This window comes from Vibrio sp. bablab_jr001, assembly GCF_016464285.1.
Lineage (GTDB): Bacteria > Pseudomonadota > Gammaproteobacteria > Enterobacterales > Vibrionaceae > Vibrio > Vibrio fluvialis.
On sequence record NZ_JACDWZ010000029.1, the window covers coordinates 1 to 323 of the forward strand.

1 protein-coding gene is annotated in these 323 nt (G+C 55.4%); it reads left to right on the forward strand.

The annotated features are described in order from the left end of the window. Window positions 1-261, forward strand: a 261-nt coding sequence (locus JIG40_RS01875; protein ID WP_244662622.1) for a phage tail assembly protein, incomplete at its 5' end; no start/stop codon positions are given. Window positions 262-323: the final 62 nt, after the last annotated feature.

Sequence of the window (323 nt, forward strand, 5' to 3'; positions counted from 1 at the left end):
GAAGTGAAAACGGCCACGCTGGCCACCCCTATCGTGAAAGATGGTGTGGAAATCAACACGGTGGACATTCGCAAGCCGCATTCGGGCAACCTGCGCGGGCTCAGTCTGATTGATGTGTGTGAGATGAAATTTGATGCCGGCGAAATCCTGCTGCCGCGCATTTCGTCCCTGACTGAGCGCGACTTGCTGAACCTGCCACCGGAGAACTGGGCGCCACTTTTGACCACCATCGCCTCTTTTTTCGTGAACACGGAACTCTGATAAACCGGGTTGAGGACTATTACGCTGACATCGCCATGGTCTTTCACTGGCCGCCGAGCGAA